14 protein-coding genes are annotated in these 18,434 nt (G+C 72.4%); 7 read left to right on the top strand and 7 right to left on the bottom strand.

The genetic code is table 11. From position 1 onward, the window contains the following. Positions 1–4 precede the first annotated feature (4 nt). A complete protein-coding gene (locus BLV96_RS12700) occupies positions 5–379 on the bottom strand; it encodes a MarR family winged helix-turn-helix transcriptional regulator (protein ID WP_086681207.1) in 375 nt (124 codons plus the stop codon). Positions 380–465: 86 nt separating this feature from the next. Between BLV96_RS12700 and BLV96_RS12695 the strand changes: the two genes are divergently transcribed. Next, positions 466–1,923 carry an MFS transporter gene (locus BLV96_RS12695; protein WP_086681205.1) on the top strand — a complete coding sequence of 486 codons (1,458 nt, stop codon included), beginning with the start codon at positions 466–468 and terminating at the stop codon, positions 1,921–1,923. 124 nt (positions 1,924–2,047) lie between these two features. Here BLV96_RS12695 and BLV96_RS12690 read toward each other — a convergent pair whose 3' ends face one another. Together BLV96_RS12690 and BLV96_RS12685 are read right to left on the bottom strand one after the other, a co-directional pair. Next, entirely contained in the window at positions 2,048–3,412 is a 1,365-nt protein-coding gene (locus BLV96_RS12690; RefSeq protein ID WP_086681203.1) for an MFS transporter, read from the bottom strand. Then, complete coding sequence (locus BLV96_RS12685) at positions 3,409–3,864, bottom strand: carboxymuconolactone decarboxylase family protein (protein ID WP_086681200.1); 456 nt, start codon at positions 3,862–3,864, stop codon at positions 3,409–3,411. The genes BLV96_RS12690 and BLV96_RS12685 overlap by 4 nt, the downstream gene beginning before the upstream one ends. A 47-nt stretch (positions 3,865–3,911) precedes the next feature. Here BLV96_RS12685 and pdxR point away from each other — a divergent pair, with 47 nt between their 5' ends. Next, positions 3,912–5,297: a MocR-like pyridoxine biosynthesis transcription factor PdxR gene (pdxR, locus tag BLV96_RS12680; protein WP_086681198.1), complete on the top strand. Its 1,386-nt coding sequence runs from the start codon at positions 3,912–3,914 to the stop codon at positions 5,295–5,297. 5 nt (positions 5,298–5,302) lie between these two features. Here the strand turns inward: pdxR and BLV96_RS12675 are convergent, their stop codons facing one another. Next, the gene (locus tag BLV96_RS12675; RefSeq protein ID WP_086681196.1) at positions 5,303–5,656 is read right to left on the bottom strand and encodes a VOC family protein; all 354 of its coding nucleotides are present in this window, start codon (positions 5,654–5,656) and stop codon (positions 5,303–5,305) included. 46 nt (positions 5,657–5,702) lie between these two features. After that, positions 5,703–6,503, bottom strand: a complete 801-nt coding sequence (locus tag BLV96_RS12670; protein ID WP_086681194.1) for a glycoside hydrolase family 25 domain-containing protein — start codon at positions 6,501–6,503, stop codon at positions 5,703–5,705. Between the two features lie 259 nt (positions 6,504–6,762). Between BLV96_RS12670 and BLV96_RS12665 the strand changes: the two genes are divergently transcribed. Beyond that, positions 6,763–8,343, top strand: a complete 1,581-nt coding sequence (locus tag BLV96_RS12665; RefSeq protein ID WP_086681193.1) for a substrate-binding domain-containing protein — start codon at positions 6,763–6,765, stop codon at positions 8,341–8,343. A gap of 11 nt (positions 8,344–8,354) precedes the next feature. Then, positions 8,355–10,097: a glycosyltransferase family protein gene (locus BLV96_RS12660; RefSeq protein ID WP_086681215.1), complete on the top strand. Its 1,743-nt coding sequence runs from the start codon at positions 8,355–8,357 to the stop codon at positions 10,095–10,097. Here BLV96_RS12660 and BLV96_RS12655 read toward each other — a convergent pair. Beyond that, positions 10,091–10,765 (bottom strand): class I SAM-dependent methyltransferase, encoded by a 675-nt coding sequence (locus BLV96_RS12655; protein WP_086681191.1) that lies wholly within the window; start codon positions 10,763–10,765, stop codon positions 10,091–10,093. The genes BLV96_RS12660 and BLV96_RS12655 overlap by 7 nt on opposite strands. Positions 10,766–10,868: 103 nt before the next feature. On the opposite strand from BLV96_RS12655, the gene BLV96_RS12650 reads away from it, so the two are divergent. Then, positions 10,869–14,879 carry an alpha-(1->3)-arabinofuranosyltransferase gene (locus tag BLV96_RS12650; RefSeq protein WP_086681189.1) on the top strand — a complete coding sequence of 1,337 codons (4,011 nt, stop codon included), beginning with the start codon at positions 10,869–10,871 and terminating at the stop codon, positions 14,877–14,879. A 413-nt stretch (positions 14,880–15,292) separates the two neighbouring features. On the opposite strand, the gene BLV96_RS12645 is transcribed toward BLV96_RS12650, so the two are convergent. Further along, positions 15,293–16,495 (bottom strand): lipopolysaccharide biosynthesis protein, encoded by a 1,203-nt coding sequence (locus BLV96_RS12645; RefSeq protein ID WP_086673229.1) that lies wholly within the window; start codon positions 16,493–16,495, stop codon positions 15,293–15,295. A gap of 70 nt (positions 16,496–16,565) precedes the next feature. On the opposite strand from BLV96_RS12645, the gene BLV96_RS12640 reads away from it, so the two are divergent. Further along, a complete protein-coding gene (locus BLV96_RS12640; RefSeq protein WP_086673227.1) occupies positions 16,566–18,248 on the top strand; it encodes an MmpA family trehalose lipid delivery protein in 1,683 nt (560 codons plus the stop codon). A 3-nt stretch (positions 18,249–18,251) separates the two neighbouring features. Then, positions 18,252–18,434 (top strand): hypothetical protein, encoded by a 183-nt coding sequence (locus tag BLV96_RS12635; RefSeq protein WP_086673224.1) that lies wholly within the window; start codon positions 18,252–18,254, stop codon positions 18,432–18,434.

The following is an 18,434-nucleotide window of genomic DNA, read 5'->3' as shown; positions in this document are numbered from 1 at the left end:
GGAGTCAGCGGAGAGTTTCGTTGAGTACTTCGCGGTGCGTGCGCTTGGCCGCGAGGTACTTCTCCCGGCCCGCGTCCGTGATCGTCACGAAGATGCCGCGCCGGTCCACCTCGCACAGTGCCCGCTCGACCAGCCCCTCCTTCTCCAGCCGCGCCACCAGTCGTGACGTCGCGCTCTGGCTGAGGTGGATCGCTCCGGTCAAGTCGGCCGAACGGCACTTGAAGTCGCACGTCGCGAGGCGTTCCAACGCTTCGAACTCGTTCGCACCGATGCCGTGCTCTTCCTGGAGGCGGCACTCGAGCGTGGTGAACACGGCCGAGTAGCGGGCCAGCAGCTCGTGCCACTCCTCGACCAGACCTTGCTCAGCGACGTCGCTCACGGCGGCCAACTTACCATGCGCAGACATCAGATGCAAGCGCATTAAATGCTTAGACATTAGATGCGTGTGCATGTAGTGTCGCCGCCATGAGCTCTTCCGTGTCCTTGTCCACCACCGCTACCCGGTGGGACGCACGTCTCTGGGGTGTCCTGCTCACCGTTTCGATCGTCATCGGCCTCGACGCGCTCGACGTGTCGATGGTCGGCGTCGCGCTGCCCGCCATCCAGGCCGACCTCGGCCTGTCCACCAACGCGCTGCAATGGGTCGTCAGCGGGTACGTCCTCGGCTACGGCGGGCTGCTGCTGCTCGGCGGGCGCACCGCCGACCTGCTCGGCCGCCGCCGGGTGTTCCTCGTGGCCGTCGCCGTCTTCGCGCTGGCCTCGCTGCTCGGCGGGCTCGTCGACGACGGCGCGCTGCTCATCGCCAGCCGCTTCATCAAGGGCCTCGCCGCCGCCTTCACCGCGCCGGCCGCGCTGTCCATCATCACCACGACGTTCCAGGAAGGCCCCGCGCGCAACAAGGCGATCAGCATCTTCGCCGTGTTCGGCGCCAGCGGCTACTCCGCCGGCCTCGTGTTCTCCGGCCTGCTGACCGAGGTCGGCTGGCGCTGGACGTTCCTGCTGCCCGCCCCGATCGCGCTCGTCGCGCTGGTCGCGGCCTGGAAGCTGATCCCGTCGTACCGGCGGGAAGAGGGCAAGGGGTACGACTTCCCGGGCGCCATCACCGGCGCCGCCGGGTCGCTGCTGCTCGTGTTCGGCGTCGTCGAGGCACCGGAGATCGGCTGGGCCGCGCCGCGCACGCTGATCACGTTCCTCGTCGCGGCCGCGCTGCTGGTGACGTTCGTCGTCATCGAAAAGCGCAGCAGCCACCCGCTGCTGCGGCTGGGGATCCTCAAGTCCGGCCCGCTGGCCCGCGCGAACCTCGGCGGCGCGCTCTTCTTCGGCGCGTACATCGGGTTCCAGTTCGTCGTGATGCTGTACCTGCAGCGGGTCCTGGGCTGGTCCGCGCTGCAGACGGCGCTCGGCTTCCTGCCGGCGGCGCTGATCGTGGCGTTCGGCTCGCCGCGCATCGAGCCGCTGATCGACCGCGTCGGCACGCCGCGCACGATCTTCGCGGGCGTGGTCGCGCACGTGCTGGGCTACGCGCTGTTCCTGCGGGTGGACGAGCACTCGGGGTACGCGGCGTTCGTCCTGCCCAGCATGATCCTGCTCGGCATCGGCTTCACACTGGCGTTCTCCTCGCTGAACATCCAGGCCACGGCCGGGATCTCGGACAGCGAGCAGGGTCTCGCGGGTGGCCTGCTGAACACATCGCTGCAGGTCGGCGGCGCGATCGGGCTCGCGGTCGTGACGGCGGTCCTGACCGCGAACGGCGGGCGTGAAGCCTCGCCGACCGCGCTGCTCACCGGGTTGACGCCGGCGTTGAGCGTGGTCACCGGGATCGCGGTGCTGGGCCTGCTGATCGCGATCAGCGGTCTCGCCGCCCGGAAGCAAAAGGCCGAGGAGCCGGTCCCCGAGGCCGATCTGCTGGCCCTGGCCGACTGACCCGGTGTCATGAACGACTCTTTCATGTCGTCAGACGACATGAAAGAGTCGTTCATGACGTTTGCCGCGCTCGACGGCGCCGGGACTGTCGGTGCCCTCCGGTAGCGTGGAAAACGGGGGCTGCTCAGGCCGGAACCGCCACCGCCGGCCGGGCGCCGCGGAACCGCAGGGCCGCCACCGCCGTCAGCGCGATCCCGGCCGCGGCCAGCAGCACCGCCGTGCGCAGACCGTCCACTTCGGACGTTCCCGCGTTGGCCACCGCGACGAACACCGCGAGCCCTACCGTCCCGCCGACCTGCTGGGCCGTCGAGGCCACACCGGACGCGATTCCCTGCTCCGACGCCGGAATCCCGGCCGCCGCCGCGCCGAACATCAGCGTGTACCCCGCACCTTGCCCCAGCCCCAGCACGACCAGCGCCGGCACCAGCTCCAGATAGGACGCCGAAAGCGTCATCGACAACCCCAGCATGACCGCCCCGGCCCCGCCGACGACCAGCGAAACCACCAGCGTCGGCCGGGTGCCGTAGCGGGTGGCCAGCCGGCCCGCCGCCTGCGAACCCGCCGCGATCGCCACCATCGGCACGCCGAACGCGAGCCCGGTCGCCAGCGCGCCGTAGCCGTGCACGCCCTGGAAGTACCCGGTGAGGAAGTACAGCAGCGTCCCGAACGTGCCCATGTAGAGGAACGTCACGACGGCCCCGGTGCCGAGGTTGCGCTCCCGCAGCAGCCGTAGCGGCAGCAGCGGGTCGCGGCTGCGGCGCTCGATCACCACGAACGCGGCCAGTGCGGCGAGACCGGCGAAAGCCGGGAGCAGCACCGACGTCCAGCCCAGCTCCGGGCCTTCGACCAGCGCGAACACCACCAGCGTCGTGCCGAGCGTCGCGGTCAGCGCGCCGGGGAGGTCGAACCGGCGGCCGGGCACCCGGGCCGGGTCGGCCGGCAGCAGGACGAACGCGAGCACCGCGGCCGCCGCGGCCAGGGGCACGTTCACGAAGAACACCGCCGCCCAGCCGAACACCTGCGTCAGCACGCCACCCAGCAGCGAGCCCAGGATCATCCCGCTGCCGCCCGCGGTGCCCCACACCGCGAACGCGCGGTTGCGTTCACGACCGGCCGCGAACGACGTGCTGACCAGGGTGAGCGTCGCGGGGAAGAGCAGCGCCCCGCCCAGGCCCTGCCCGGCCCGGGCGGCGACGAGCAGGCCGGGCTCGCCGGCCAGCCCGCCCAGCAGCGACGCCCCGGCGTAGAGCGCGCAGCCGGCGGCGAACACCCGGCGCGGGCCGATCAGGTCGCACGCCCGGCCGCCGAGCAGCAGCGCCCCGCCGAACGCGACGGCGTACGCGCTCACCACCCACTGCAGGCTCTGCGCGGAGAACCCGAGTTCGCGGCCGATGTCCGGCAGTGCCACGTACACGATGTTGTAGTCGAGGGAGATGATCAGCTGCGCGAACGCCAGCAGCGCCAGCACCGCGCCCGGCCGGCGGGTCATCGCGCGACCCGCTCGTCCGTGCCCGGCACCTTCGCCGTGGTGATCGCGATGCGGTTCCACGTGTTGATCGTGAAGATCAGCGCGAGCAGCTGGGCCAGCTCCTCTTCGCCGAACTGGCCGGCGGCCCGGGCGTAGACGTCGTCGGGGACGCCGCCCGAGATCAGCGTGACGGCTTCGGTCAGGGCCAGCGCCGCCTGCTCCTTCTCGGTGAAGAAGCTCGTGGCCTCGTGCCACACCGCGACCATGTGCAGCCGCTCTTCGCTCTCGCCGGCCTTGCGGGCGTCGGAGGTGTGCATGTGCAGGCAGTAGGCGCAGCGGTTGAGCTGCGAGGCGCGGATCTGCACCAGCTCGACCAGCGCGGGGTCGAGGCCGGCGCGGGCGGCGGCGTCGAAGCCGATCAGGGCCTTGAAGGCCTTCGGAGCGGTCTTGGCGAAGTTCACTCGGTTCGTCATGACCAGAAATCTATGGCTACTTTGACCCCTGTGTAGGGTGCACTTCCGTGCCGGAATCGTGGGTCAATTCGGGAGTCGACCTCCACCTGGAGCTGACGGGCGGCGGCAAGCGCGCCGCGCTCATCACCGCCCTGCGCGACGCCGTCCGCACCGGACGGCTCGCCCCGGGCACCCGCCTCCCGCCCTACCGGGCCTTGGCCGTGGACCTGGGGCTGGCCCGCAACACCGTCGCCGACGCCTACGCCGAACTGGTCGCCGAGGGCTGGCTGACCGCGGTCCAGGGCTCCGGCACCCGGGTCGCTTCGCGGGCCGAGCCGCTCCCACCGGCCCGGACGCCGAAGAAGGCGCCAGGATCAGCGGCGCCCCGGTACAACCTGCGCCAGGGCCAGCCGGACGCGACGTCGTTCCCGCGCACCGAATGGCTGGCCGCCGCGCGGCGAGCGTTGAACGTCGCCCCGCACGACGCTTTCGGCCCCGGTGACCCGCGCGGCCGGCCGGAACTGCGGGAAGCACTGGCCGGCTACCTCGCGCGCGCCCGCGGGGTGCGGACGGCGCCGGAGCGGATCGTCGTGTGCTCGGGGTTCGCGCACGCGCTGCGGCTGCTGTTCCCGGCCGTGCTGGCCGGCCCGCTCGCCGTCGAGGCGTACGGGCTCGCGTTCCACCGCTCGATCTTCGCGAAAGCCGGCGTCGAGACGATTCCCCTCGCCCTGGACGAAAAAGGCGCCCGCGTCGACGAGCTGGCGGTGCCGTCCGTGCTGCTGACGCCCGCGCACCAGTTCCCGACCGGCGGTCCGCTGCACCACGACCGCCGCACGGCCGTGCTCGACCACGTCCGCGCGACCGGCGGCGTGCTCATCGAGGACGACTACGACGGCGAGTTCCGCTACGACCGCAAGCCGGTCGGGGCGGTGCAGGGCCTCGACCCCGAGCGCGTCGTCTACGTCGGCTCGGTGAGCAAGAGCCTGTCGCCCGCCTTGCGGCTGGGCTGGCTGGTGCTACCGGAGGCGCTGGTCGACCCGGTGCTCGCGGCGAAGGGTGAGCGCGAGGCGTGGGCCGGGGTGCTCGACCAGCTGACGCTGGCGGAGTTCCTGAAGGCGGGCGCGTACGACCGGCACATCCGGCGCATGCGCCAGCGCTACCGGCGCCGCCGTGACCTGCTCGTCGACGCGCTGGCGAACCGGGCGCCGCACGTCGTGCCGGCCGGCATCGCCGCGGGACTGCACGCGGTGCTGCGGCTGCCGCCGGGGACCGAGCAGTCGGCGGTGAAAGCCGCGGCGTGGCAAGGACTCGCGCTGGACGGCCTGGCCGCGTTCCGCCACCCGGCCAGCACGATGTCCACAATGGACGGACTGGTCGTGGGGTACGCGACGCCGCCGGAGCACGCGTACCCGGCCGCGATCGAGGCCCTGTGCCGCGCGCTCCCGCCCGCGTGAGGCGATCAGGCGGGCTGCCACAGCTCGACGCGGTTGCCCTCCGGATCGGTGACCCAGCCGAACCGGCCGATGCCGGCCATCTCCTGGACGTCGTCGGCCACGACGGCGCCCTTCTCCCGCAGCTGCGCGAGCATCGCGTCCAGGTCGGCGACCCGGAAGTTCAGCATCGTCTGCTGCGACGGCGATCCGAAGTAGTCCGTCGAGGCCTCGAACGGCGCGAACACCGTCGGCCCCGGCTCCTGCCGCCACAAGCCGTTCGCGTCCGTGTCCAGGCCGAGGCAGTCCCGGTACCAGGCGCCCAGCGCCTCCGGGTCCGCCGCGCGGAAGAAGTACCCACCGATGCCGAGCACGCGTTCCATGCCCCGATCCTGCCAGTGAGAAGGCAGAACCGGGGCGAGGGACACGTCAGCCGACGATGTCGATCTCGAACGCGTCGGCCGCGCTGTAGTTGATGTCGGCCCACACCGCGCCCGGCAGATCGTAGCGCCGGTGGGACGTCAGCTTGTTGTTGTAGCCCGCGACCTGCGTCGGGTTGTGGCCGACACCCTGGTGGTCGTTGCCCCACGCGAAGATGTCGCCGACCCACATCGGCTTCGAGAAGCCGTCACCGCCCAGCCTCGGCCGGACGATGACCGCCGCGCCGGGGCTGCCGGACAGGAACACCCGCACCGTGTTCTGGTTGGCGTTCGGCGGGGTGACGGTGATGCGCTCCATGATCTCCACTCCAGTCGAGGCGGAACCGTTTCCGTCCACTCCGGGCCAGTAGTCCGCGACGGACGAGACGTCGTAGCCCGGGGCGACGTCCCCGCGGTACTGCTTGGCGATCGCGCCGGCGGGGATGGCGGGATCGCCGTTGTAGTGGGCGATCCAGTAGTGCGGCTCGGCGACGCCGGCGGACGAGAACGCCGAGCGCACCGAGGGCCAGGTCGAGAGGTTGCAGTAGATCGTGGGGTCGGCGCCCGCCGCGCGGCGCATCCGGACCCACCCCGGCGCCTCGCCCGGCGTGGCGTCGCCGGGTTCGACGTCCAGGACGTGCCCGTCGTCGGTCGAGGCCTTCTTGACGATCGTGACCTTGACCGCGTTCGGGAAGCGGGCCCAGTCGGCGGCCGACCAGGGTTCGAGCTTGATCTTGTCGATGTATCCCGCGACCATCTCCGCGCCGGCGGGGATGTTCGCGGCCGTGACCGCGTCGTACATCGTGCGCACGGGTTGCGTCTCCGTTCGGTTCCGTTCGCCGTTTCGGGGACGGCGAAATCGTCTCCGCGATCCGCCATCGTGCTGTTACCCATGTGGGACGGGCGTCAAGCAGGAATGTTACGCAGTTCGGAGCAATCACCAAAATGGCCGCACTTCGCAATTCCTTCACCACGGTTTGACGCGGGAGCCGTCACTTTCCGCTGCCGGGTCTGGCTTCCCGCTCACCCGGCTGGCAAGCTGCCAGGACTCCACGACGGAAGGCGAGTGCATGGCGGCACACCCGGCGCGGGCCCGGCGCGTCGACGCGCGGGTCGTCGTCCTGAGCGTGCTGCTCGTGGTCGCCCTGCTCGCCTGGGCCGGCGTCGACTGGCTGCGCGACCGCCTCGCCGCCGGCGGCTGCGACACCACGACCCCGGTGCACATCACGGCGGCCCCGGACGTCGCGCCGGTGCTCAGGGCGCTCGCCGGGACGGTGCCCGGCCCGGACTGCTACACCGTCGAGGTCACCGCGACCGCGTCGGCGGCCACCGCGGCCGCGCTGGAAGCCAACGGCGCGAACGGCCCCGACGTCTGGGTGCCGGAGTCGAGCAGCTGGCTGCTGCAGGCCCGCGACCTCGGCGCGTGGAACCTGCCCGAGTCCGGCCAGTCGGTGGCGAGCTCGCCGGTCGTGCTGGCGCTGACCGACGACGTCGCGAAACAGGCGGGCTGGCCGGGGAAGTCACCGTCCTGGTCGGACGTCCTCGCGGGCAGCCCGGTCGGCCTGCCCGACCCGAGCCGCGACCCGGCGGCGATCGCCGCGCTGATCGGCCTGCAGCAGCTGACGAAGGACGCGCCCGACCCCGGGGCGGCGTTCACCGAGGAGATCCGCAAGGCGTCCGCGGTGAAGCAGCCGTTCACCGCGGCACCCGCGTCGGAGCAGTCCGTGCTGGCGCGCAAGCTCGTCGCCGCGTACCCCGCGGCCGGCGTGCCGAGCTTCGACTACCCGTACGTCGTGCTGCCGCGCGCGTCGGAGGCGTCCCGGTCGGCGGCCGAACGGTTCCTGCGGCTGCTGCTGGACCAGACCGCGACGAAGTCGTTCGCCGAGGCCGGGTTCCGGACGCCGGCCGGGCAGCTGCTCGGCGACCGGCCCCGCGACACGCGCACGGACGCCGCGCCGCGCCCGGCCGGGCCGCCGGCACCCGACGCGATGTACGGCGTGCTGCAGGCGTGGGCCGGGGCCAACCTCAGCGCGCGCGTCCAGGTGCTGCTCGACGTCTCCGGCTCGATGGCCGCCACCGTCCCCGGCACCGGCCGCAGCCGGATGGCCCTGACGCTGGAAGCCGCGACGCAGGGCCTCGGGTTGTTCAAGCCCACGACGGAAATCGGCCTCTGGCTGTTCTCGACCAAGCTCGACGGCGACAAGGACTACAAGGAACTCCTGCCGATGCGGCCCATCTCCCAGCAGCTCGCCGCCGGCGGGGTCGCGACGCTGCAGGCGGTCAAGCCGAAGCCCGGCGGCGCGACCGGGCTGTACGACTCGATCCTCGCCGCCTACCAGAACGCCCGCCAGAACTGGCAGCTCGGCCGGATCAACGTCGTCGTCGTGCTGACCGACGGCCGCAACGAGGACAGCGACTCGATCGGGCTGCCCGGCCTGCTGGCCGAGCTGGGCCGGCTGCAGGACCCGCGCAAACCGCTCCCGGTGATCGGGATCGGCATCGGCCCGGACATCGACGCGAGCGAGCTGCGCCAGGTCTCGGCCGCGACCGGCGGCGAGTCGTTCACCACGCCGGACCCGCGCAAGATCTCCGACGTCTTCTACCAGGCACTGAGCAAGCTCATGTGCCAGCCGCCCGCCTGCAAGAATTGAGGACGCCCGTGTTGGTGGAGACCGAAAAGCCCGCGCCACGGGTGACACGAAGACCGTCCACTGTGGTCCTGGCGGCGTTCGTGGCCGGCGTGGTGCCGTTCGTTTTCCACGCTTGGGCGGCGCTGCACGGGAGTTTCGCGCAGGACGACTTCGTGATGACCTACCGCGCCGCCGCGGCCGGGCCGTTCGACCTCGGGTACCTCTTCCAGGACTACCACGGGCACCTGAGCCCCGGCGGCTTCTTCGTCGTGGCGGTGGCGACGTGGTGGGCGCCGCTGAACTTCCCGCTGCTCGTGGTGCCGCTGCTGCTGATGCGGGCCGTCGCGACGGTGCTGTTCTGGTGCCTGCTCGTGCGCTGCTTCGGCCGCCGCTGGGCCATCCTGGTGCCGTTCACCGTGTTCACCGCCTCGACGCTGCTGCTGGTCCCGACGCTCTGGTTCGCCTACGGCATCCAGATCGTCCCGGTGGTGCTCGCCGCCGCCGGGGCGCTCTACTGGCACGTCCGCTACCTGCGCGAGGGTGGCCGGTGGTGGCTCGGCACCTTCGCGTGGACGCTGTTCGGCCTCGCGTTCTACGAGAAGGCCGTGGTGGTCCCGGTGCTGCTGGCCGGGGTGACCGTCCTGCTCGGACAGTCCTTCCGGGAGCGGTGGCGCTACTGGGCGGGGCACGCGGCGCTGCTCGCCGCGTTCGTCGTGGGCTACCTCGCGCTGACGTCGAGCCAGGTGGCCCCCGGCGGCACGCCGATGACCGCCGGGACCGTCGCCGACCTGGCCGGCCGGATGCTCGGCGACACCTTCCTGCCCGGGCTCGCCGGCGGGCCGTGGTCCGGGCCCGGTCCGGGCGCGACCTGGGCGCCGTCGCCGTTCGCCGTCGTGGTCCTGCTGTTCGCCGCGGCACTGGGGGTGCTCGTCCTCGGCGTGCGCGTGGGCGGCCGCCGGGCGTGGCGGGCGTGGGCGCTGCTCGGGCTGCTGCTCGCCCTGGACGTCGGGTTGCTGGCGTTCACGCGGCTGCGCGAAGTCGGCCCGGCCGCGGGGGACGACCCGAGGTACCTGGCCGAGCTGGCGTTCGTGGCCGCCCTTTGTGGAGCGTTCGCTTTTCTGCGACCCGGGGAAATTGCGCCGTCCGGCGGAAAGCGTGAACGGCCGATCGCGCTAGCCGTGTGCCTGCTTTTGCTCATCAGTTCGATCATCGGATTCTCCGGGCTCGCCCCGGCGCTGCGGTTCGAGCATTCCGCGCAGTACCTCGGCCACGTCCGGGCCGCCGTCGCCGAGGACCCGGATCTGGTCTTCTACGACACGTTCGTGCCGTCCGATGTGGTCCACGAGTGGTTCGGCGTGGACTCCCAGGCCTCGCGCGTGGCCGGCCTGGTCCCCGGCACGCACTTCGACCAGCCGACGAACCGGATGCACCAGCTCGACGCCACCGGCACGCCGCACCTGATCACCGGCGTGGCCGCGGAATCCCGCGGGGTCCCGGGACCGGTGCCGAACTGCGGGTACACGGTGGGCGAGACGCTCGTGCGCGTCCCGCTGGACAAACCGGTGCTCGGCCGGCACCTGCTGAAGATCGACTACTTCACCTCGGACGGCGGCGAAGGCCTCGTCGACCGGACGCCGGTGTGGTTCCAGGCCGGGCTGCACTCGCTGTACCTGCCGGTCGACGGCCTCTTCGACCACATCGGACTACAGCTGTCGAGCCCGGGCGCGCCGGTGTGCGTCGCGCGGGTCGAGGTCGGGAAACCCGTCGCTCAGTAGGGGTCGTACGGGCTGTCGTGCCCGAGCAGCCGCGCGACCGGCCGCAACCGCAGGCGCAGCAGCACTTTGACGACGACGTTGCGCAGGAACCACGGCAGCTGCGCGAGCACGCGCAGGCGGTCCGCCGTGGACGGTGGCGTGAGCTTGAACCGCGCCAGCGAAGTCGCGCGGTCCACATAGGTGTACCGGCGTCCGAAGAGGACTTTCGCGATCGTGCCGAGTGTGACGCCGATCGAGGAAAAGCAGTCGTGCACCAGGATCTCCGCGCCCGGCGGCAGGTGCGCCGACCAGCGCAGGTCGTCGGTGTAGGTCCAGTAGTCGTGCTTGCCGTCGATGTAAAGCAGCTGTAGGGGCCGGTCCCAGTCAGGCCGCAGTTCCGTGCTGTAACCGGCGACGAGCTCGACGACGTCGTCCAGCCCGGCGTGGCGGATGTTGCGCTCGAACAGCTGCCGCGTCGGCGATCCGCCGAACAGCCGGCCGTCGACGAAGGGGTCGACGGCGATCACCGTGGCGCCGGCCGTGCGGGCCGCCGCGCCCAGGACGATCGTGGATCTGCCCTGGTGGCTGCCGATTTCCAGGACGACGTCGCCCTTCTCCAGGCGGCACACGGCGTTCCACAGCGCTTCGCCCTGCGCGCGCGTCATCCAGCCCTTGACGGGTTCGGCCAAGGCCCAGGCATCTTCGAACGAGATGGCGCACCTGCCAGGAGTTCGGGGACTCGGAGAAATTCGTCGGCACATGGTAGCCAGGTTTCGGCCTAGTATCTACCGGATGGTAACCGCCACCCGCGAACGGTCCCGGGACGACGCCCCGCCCTCGAGCGGCGCCCGGAAGTTCTCGGTGGGCGCGTTCGTGCGCCGGCCGAGCACGTGGATCGTGCTGGCGCTGACCACGTTGTCATTCCTGCAGATGCCGGGGAAGACGACGTTCGACACGAAGCTCGACCTCGCCGTCGACCCGCTCGCGTTCCTCGGCCGCGCGCTGCACCTGTGGAACCCGCAGGCCACCGCGGGGGAGCTGCAGAACCAGGCGTACGGCTACCTCTTCCCCATGGGCCCGTTCTTCGCGCTGTGCCAGGCCGTCGGGATGCCGGCGTGGATCGCGCAACGGCTGTGGGGCGCGATCCTGCTGTCGGCCGCGTTCGGCGGCGCCCTGCTGCTGGCGCGCGCGATGAAGCTCGGCACCGAGCGCACCCGGCTGATCGGCGCGCTCGGGTACGCGCTCGCGCCGCGCATGCTGACCGAAATCGGCGGTCTGTCCGCGGAAATGCTGCCCGCCGTGCTGCTGCCGTGGGTGCTGGTGCCGCTGGTGCGGGCCGGGACGATCGGTTCGCCGCGGCGGGCCGCCGGGTTGTCCGCGCTCGCCGTGCTGTGCATGGGCGGGGTCAACGGCGCGATGGTCGTGATGGCGCTCGTGCTGCCCGGGCTGTGGCTGCTGACGCGCAAGTGGACGCGCCACCACGTCGAGCTCGTCCTGTGGTGGTTCGTCTTCGTCGTCGGCGCGACGCTGTGGTGGATCCTGCCGCTGCTGCTGCTCGGCGAATACAGCCTGCCGTTCCTGGACTACATCGAGTCCGCGACGAACACCACCGCGCCGATGTCGCTGTTCGAGGTGCTGCGCGGGACCAACCAGTGGGTCGCCTACGTCGTGCAGGGCACGCCGTGGTGGCCGGGCGGCTGGTCGCTGATCGACAACCCGGTGCTGATGCTCGCGACGGGACTCGTCGCCGGCGTCGGCCTGCTCGGCCTGACCCGTCGCGGCCTGCCCGAACGCCGGTTCCTCGTGCTGGGCGTCCTCACCGGGCTGACGCTGCTGACCATCGGGTACGTCGGCACGCTCGACAGCCCGCTGGCCGAACAGGTCCGGCACCTGCTCGACGGCCCGCTCGCCCCGCTGCGCAACGTCCACAAGTTCGAGCCGGTGCTGCGGCTGCCGCTGATGCTGGCGTTCGTCCACGGCATCGCGAGCCCGGTGCGGCTGAAGTCCGCGCGCCGGTTCCTGCGGCCGGCGCTGGGGCTTTTGCTGGTCCTCGTGATGGCCGCGCCGGCGTGGCTGCTGAACCTGCGCTCCGGGCCGGGCTGGGACGAGGTGCCCGGCTACTGGTACGCCGCGATGGGCTACGTCGCCAAGGCCGACCCGAACGCGCGGACGCTGCTGCTACCGGCCACCGGGTTCGGCGAATACGACTGGGGCCGCACGGTCGACGAACCCGCGCAGGCCATCGCGAAGAGCCCGTGGGCGGTGCGCAACCAGGTGCCGCTCGGGTCCGAAGGCAACACGCGGCTGATGGACTCGGTCGACGCGGCGCTGGCCGACGGCCGCGGCGACCCCGGCCTCGCCGCGCTGCTCGCCCGGTCCGGGTACCGATTCCTGCTGCTGCGCAACGACATCGACCGCGACCGGGGCACCGCGCCGCCGATCGCGACCCTGCGGGCCGGGCTCGCCGGTTCGCCCGGTATCGGCAAGGCCGCGGAGTTCGGGCCCCTGGAGATCTACGAGGTCCGCAAGCCCGTGCCCCTCGCGACGGCGACGGCCACCACGGACGTCCCGACGGTCAGCGGCGGACCGGAAAACCTGCTGCCCCTCATCGATTCCGGGCAATTGGACCCGTCGACGCCGACGGTGCTGACCGGCGACGGCGGTTCGGCGGGCGGGCCGCGGCTGGTGACCGACGGCCTGCGCCGCGCCGAGCGGAACGTCGGCGGCGTGCGGGACAACCTCAGCCAGACCCTGACCGCCGGTGAGGCGTTCCGGCAGCAGCGGGCCGCGGGGGACGTGCTGCCGTTCCCGGGCGAAGAGCACCAGACCGTCGCCGCCTACCGGGGCATCCGCGCGGTGACGGCGTCGACGGCCGCGTCGTTCGCCGACGCGTTCGGCGGGTCCGACCCCGGCCACCAGCCGTTCGCGGCGATCGACGGCGACCCGCGCACGTCGTGGCGCTCGTCGTCGTTCACCGGCCCCATCGGCCAGTGGCTCGAGGTCGAGCTGGACACCCCGCGGCTGGTGAACTCGGTGGACCTGGAGATGGTCGACGACCTGCGCGTGGGCTGGCCGGCCACGCGGGTCCGGATCACCACCGACAACGGCTCGGTCGACCAGCAGGTGATCCGCGGGGCCGGGCCGCACACCTATTCCGTGGCGGCGGGTGTGACGCGCAAGGTGCGGATCACGCTGCTGTCGCTGGTGGTCGGGCGCCAGGACGGGAACGTCGGCATCGCCGAGCTGAAGATCCCGGACACGGAACCGCAGCGCGCGCTGGAAGTCCCGGCCGACCTGCCCGCCGGGCCCGCACCCGGGTTCGCGTTCACGCGGGGTGCCGCGCCGCGGTTCGCGTGCCTGCCCGCCGAGGGCGCGGTGCGGTGCGACGCGTCCGCGGCCCGCGACGGCGAAGAGCCCGACGGCATCCGGCGCCTGTTCAGCACTCCGGCCGAGCAGACGTTCCTCGTCGGTGGCACGGTGCTGCCCGCGGGCGGCGGCAAGAACCCGCTCTCGTTGCCGGGGGTCACGGTGGCGTCGACGTCGCAGCTGGGCGGCGACCCGGCGGCGGGCGGGTTCGCGGCGGTGGACGGCGACGCAGGCACGACGTGGCGCCCCGACGTCACCGACCTGCGCCCGACGCTCACCCTGAACTGGACCGCGCCGAAGCGGATTTCGGGGCTGCACATCGGGGTCGCGCCGGCGAGCGGCGCGCGGGCGCCGCGGCAGGTGGAGCTGGTGGCGAAGACGGGGTCGCGCACGGTCCAGCTCGACGCGAGCGGGTCGGCGTCCTTCGAACCCCTGAGCACCGACCAGCTGCAGCTCGTGCTGCCGGGTGACGACGACGACCCCGCGGCGCGGGCCGTGGTGGGCATCGGGAGCCTGGAACTGTCCGGCACCGACGGGCTGCTGCCCGGGCCGGACCCGGCGTTCACGGTGCCGTGCGGGTCCGGGCCGAACGTCCACCTCGACGGGCTGGACTACCGGACGTCGGTGCAGGGAACGCTGGCCGACATCATCGCGCACCGGCCGCTGGAGCTGCGGATGTGCCGGGATTCCGAAGGCGGGATCTCGCTGCCGTCCGGCGGGCACGAACTGCGGACGGACCGTTCGGACTCCTTCGTCGTCCAGGACCTGTGGCTGCGCCCCGCGGTCGAGCCGGCCCCGCCGGTGCACCGCGCGGTGCAGGTGGGGAAGTGGGACGCGGCTTCGCGGTCGGTGACGGTGGCGCCGGGCGCGGAGGCGGTGCTGGCGGTCCCGGAGAACGCGAACGCGGGCTGGGTGGCCACTTTGGACGGACGCGAGCTGACCCGCACCCGCGTCGACGGCTGGCAGCAGGCATGGATCGTCCCCGCCGGCGCGGGCGGGGTCGTGTCGCTGTCGTTCACGCCGGACTCGGCGTACCGCATCTCGCTGCTGGTCGGCGCGGTGGCGGTGTTCCTGCTGCTGGTGGGCGTCTTCTGGCCGGCCCGGCGGCGGGCGTCCGCGGTGCGGCCGGGCGGTGCTTTCGTGCCGGTGGCGCTGATCGGGCTCCTGGTGGCGCTGGGCGGGATGCTCCCGGTGGTGCTGCTGATCGCGTGCCTGCTGGCCCGGCAGCTCTGGGACCGCGCGCCGAGGTACCTGGCGTTCGGCGGGATGGCCGTGGCGGCGGTCGTGTCGGTGACGGGCCGCGTCCTGGGCCACGGCCAGGAGTGGGCGTACGGCCCGGTGACCCAGGCGGCGCTGCTGCTGGCGGCGGCCGCGATGGTGGCGACGTGCGTGGACTGGTTCACCCGTGGGGACAACCCGACGGAGCAGTCGACCTAGGCACCGGAAACTGTCGGTGCCTCCCGGTAGCGTGGAAAACGGGGGGCCCGCCCCGGCCAGGAACGACATGAAAGGGTCGTTCATGTCGTCCGGCGACATGAAAGAGTCGTTGATGACTACCGGAACTCGGCATCCTGCCGAAGCGCCTCTTCGGCCCGGCGTTCCGCGGGCGGTGGTGCCGGGCGGGGGCAGCTGTCCTGCCAAAGCGCCTTTCGGCACCCCGAAGCTGTCATTGTGACTACGGCCGGCAGCACCGGGTCAAGGCGGGAAAGATGCCTTGACCCGGTGCTGCCGGCCGTGTTTTGGCTTTGGATCGGGGTGCGGGGGAGTCTGGGTTCTCGTCGGTGCCCGTTCTCGGGGGCCTCTCGCCTTTGGCGCAGTCGTTCAGGCGGCGGTTGGCATGAACGAGTCGTTCATGCCGTCCGCCGCGCCCGCAGCTCCAGGATCGCGCCCGCCACCGCCAACCCGCCCGCGCAGCAGGCCGCGACCGTCACGACCTGCGTAGCCGAACCGTGCAGCCAAGCGGTGATCAGCAACGCCTCCACGCCGACCGCCGCCCACATCAGCACCGCCACCCGCCGATCCCCGTCCGCCAACCGCGCGTACAACAGGATCTGCACCAACGCCAGCATCGACCCCGCCACCGCGAACGGCCACACCGGCATCGTGCTTCCGGCGTACCGCGCACCGCCGATCACCGCGAGCAGCGACGGCCCCAGCACCACCGACGTCAGCACCACGAAGGCGTCCAAAAAGGCACACACGGCCAACGCCACCGGCAACGCCCGCCGACGTCCCGAAGAAGCCGCGAACCGGGGCAACACCAACACCCCCACCGCCTGCGGCAGCCAGTACGCGATCTTCGTGACGATCGCGCCGAGCGCGTACTCCCCGGCGGCCGACGACGGCAGCGTGTGCCGCGCCAGCACCAGGTCCAGGTTGACCAGCAGCACCAGCGCCAGCATCGCTTGCGCCGTGTGGAGCACTTCGGCGCCGTGCCGGTCGGCCCAGCGCGGCCGCGGGCGGCCGCAGACGAGCCAGCCCGCCACGACCACCGCCAGCGACCCGAGCGCCGTCCCGGCCAGCGCACCCGTCGGCGACCCCGACACCAGCAGGCCCACCAGGGAGCCGCCGACCTTGCCCACGCCCTCCAGCGCGATCAGCCCGGCCAGCAGCGCGAACCGGTGGGCGCCCTGCAGCAGCCCGTGGAACACGCCCAGCAGCGTCAACGGCCCGAGTGCGGCCGTCACCAGCAGCGCCGGCGTCAGCGAGCCCAGGTGCAGCAGGAGCACCAGCAACGGGCTGAGCGTCAACGCCGCCGTGGCGACGATCGCGCTCGTCACCAGCCCCAGGGCGAACAGCGAACCCTGCGCCAGCGACGGCGAGCGCGCGACCCGCAGCGCCACCACCGTCTGCAGCCCCATCGCCGGCACGACGCCGATGACCAGCACCGCCAGCAGCGAGCTCAGCTCCCCGAAGGCCCCCGGCGCGAGGATCCGCGCGGCCGCGAGGCTCAGCACGTAACTGCCCGCGTTGTTGCCCGCGAGCGCGAGCGAGACGAGGATCGCCGCGACCCGGTTGCCGGTCCGGGCCGGTTCTTCGGTGGCTACGCTCAACGGCGGGCTCCCATTACCGGCGGGTAATTTCCAGGGACCCTAACCGCGCGGACACCGGAAAGGAAGGGCCGTGGACGCACCGGGCAGACGCCTCGCGCTCCCCGCGGTGTCCGTCCTGCTCGCGTTCGCCGTCTGCGCGCCGCTGCTCGGCCGCGGGTTCGTCCTGAGCTACGACATGGTGTTCGCGCCCCGCCAGTACTTCGTGCCGGACGCGTTCGGGATCGGCAGCACGCTGCCGCGGTCCGTGCCCGCGGACGCCGCCGTCGCGCTCGCCACCACCGTGCTGCCGGGCGAGATCGTCCAGAAGATCGTGCTGCTGCTGGCGATCTTCGCGGCCGCGCAGGGCGCCGGCCGGCTCGTCCCGACCGAACACCTCGGCACGCGGCTCGTCGCCGCGACCGCGTACGCCTGGACGCCGTACGTCGCCGAGCGGCTCTTCATCGGGCACTGGCCGCTGCTCCTGACGTACGCGGCCCTGCCCTGGATCGTCCGCGCCGGCCTCGCCGCGCGGAAGCACGAACCGAACGCGCTGCCGAGACTCGTCATCGCCTGTGCGCCCGCCGTCCTGACGCCGCCGGGTGGCGTGCTCGCCGTCGTCGTCATGGCCGTCGCCGCCGGGTCGCGCCGCCTGTGGCAGACCCTCGCCCTCGCGATCGTGCTCAACCTGCCGTGGCTGGTCCCGACGTTCCTGAACGCCGGCGGCACGTACTCCGACCCGGCCGGCGTCACGGCGTTCAGCGCCCGCGCGGAAAGCTGGGGCCCGGCGCTGTTCAGCGTGCTCGGCCTGGGCGGGATCTGGAACTCCGAAACCGTGCCCGGCAGCCGTTCCCTGCCGCTCGTCCCGGTGCTGACGCTCATCGTCGTCGCCATCGCGGTCGCCGGTCTGAAGCCACTCACCGAACGGTGGGGGAAGGCGCCGGCGCGGTCGTTGTTCGCCCTGGGGCTCGCGGGCGTGCTCCTGGCGTCGCTGGCGACGTTGCCGGGTGGCGACGCGGTGCTGACCGCCGCCACGCGTCACCTGCCCGGCGCGGGACTCCTGCGGGACGCCCAGAAATGGGTCGCCTGGTGGGCGTTGCCGCTCGCGCTCGGGTTCGCGCTCGCCATCGAGGTCGCCGCGGCCAAGCTCAAGACCGACCGCGGCCGCGTCGCGCTCGTGACCGCGGCGGCCGTCTTCCCCTTGCTGACCCTGCCCGACCTGGCGTGGGGCGGCTGGGGCCGGCTCTCCACCGTGCGTTATCCGGCGGACTGGCAGGCAGTGTCCGAAGTGCTCGGTGACCGCCCCGGCGACGTGCTGACGCTGCCGCTGTCGGCGTTCCGCGGGTTCGCCTGGAACGACGACCGCACGCAGCTCGACCCGGCGCCGCGCGTCCTGCCGAAACCCGTGCTGATGGACGACACCCTCCAAGTGGGAGCGGACCGCGTCGCCGGCGAGGACCCGCGCATCGGCGACGTCCGGGCCGCGACGTCCGCGCGCGAGCTGACGGAGGCGGGCATCGGCTGGATCCTCGTGGAACACGGGACCCCCGGCGACGTCGACAAGCGGTTGCTCGCCGACGCGACGCCGGTGTGGTCCGGTGACTGGCTGACGCTCTACCGGACCCCGGGTGTGCCGGCCGTGAAACCGATTTCCTGGGCGCCCGCGTTGGTGGCGAACGGAGTAGCGCTCGCGTCGCTGTGCGTCGCACTGTTGTGCCGCATGTTACCGATGCGTACATTGGGCCGCGGCAGGAATCTCCCGCCGCGGAAGGAGTGACACGTGGGCACGGTCATCGGCGTGGTCGCCGCCGTCATCCTCGGAGGCGGTCTCGCGACCGGAGCGGGCTTCGCCCTCACCCAGGGCGCGGACCCGGACAGCTCCGCCCAGGTGCAGGAAAAGCTGAACGCGCAGGTGAAGTACAACCCCGCCGACCACCCCGGCAAGATCTACGGGAACCGCTGA

Origin of the sequence: Amycolatopsis pretoriensis (assembly GCF_900107925.1) — a bacterium.
GTDB lineage: Bacteria > Actinomycetota > Actinomycetes > Mycobacteriales > Pseudonocardiaceae > Amycolatopsis > Amycolatopsis pretoriensis.
This window is presented reverse-complemented; position numbering and strand designations above follow the sequence as displayed.

Bases quoted from the DNA above. Each gene is read 5' to 3' on its own strand.
- BLV96_RS12695 (WP_086681205.1), top strand. From the start codon at position 466: ATGAGCTCTTCCGTGTCCTTGTCCACCACCGCTACCCGGTGGGACGCA.
- BLV96_RS12690 (WP_086681203.1), bottom strand. From the start codon at position 3,412: ATGACCCGCCGGCCGGGCGCGGTGCTGGCGCTGCTGGCGTTCGCGCAG.
- BLV96_RS12685 (WP_086681200.1), bottom strand. From the start codon at position 3,864: ATGACGAACCGAGTGAACTTCGCCAAGACCGCTCCGAAGGCCTTCAAG.
- BLV96_RS12675 (WP_086681196.1), bottom strand. From the start codon at position 5,656: ATGGAACGCGTGCTCGGCATCGGTGGGTACTTCTTCCGCGCGGCGGAC.
- BLV96_RS12665 (WP_086681193.1), top strand. From the start codon at position 6,763: ATGGCGGCACACCCGGCGCGGGCCCGGCGCGTCGACGCGCGGGTCGTC.
- BLV96_RS12650 (WP_086681189.1), top strand. From the start codon at position 10,869: ATGGTAACCGCCACCCGCGAACGGTCCCGGGACGACGCCCCGCCCTCG.